At 57.6% G+C, this 245-nt stretch carries 1 protein-coding gene; it reads right to left on the bottom strand.

The window, feature by feature from the left end:
• On the bottom strand, positions 1 to 201 hold a 201-nt coding region (locus A6R74_RS13950; protein ID WP_121499405.1), incomplete at its 3' end, for an aldehyde dehydrogenase family protein.
• Positions 202 to 245 lie beyond the last annotated feature (44 nt).

The raw sequence follows: 245 nt of genomic DNA, 5'->3' as shown, positions 1-245 counted from the left end.
CTTGGCGCGTTTTTCGCCGGGGCCAGTTGCAGACCAAGCTGGGAAAGCCTTTGCAGCCGCCTCGACTGCCCGAGCAGCATCACTAGCGGATGCCGCCGCTGCCTGGGTGACGACGTCACCGGTAAGCGGGTTATGGCGAGTAATGGTCGCGTCTTGATGAGCGGCACAGCGCTCCCTGCCAATTAACAGATTAATATCCATGACTGCCTCTCGTTCAAAGGGTGGCAATTATTGTTATGCAGCAC

This window comes from Halomonas sp. ALS9 (genome assembly GCF_001651035.1).
Lineage (GTDB): Bacteria > Pseudomonadota > Gammaproteobacteria > Pseudomonadales > Halomonadaceae > Vreelandella.
The sequence above is the reverse complement of the archived record's forward strand: the minus strand, read 5'-3'. Positions and strand labels throughout refer to the sequence as shown.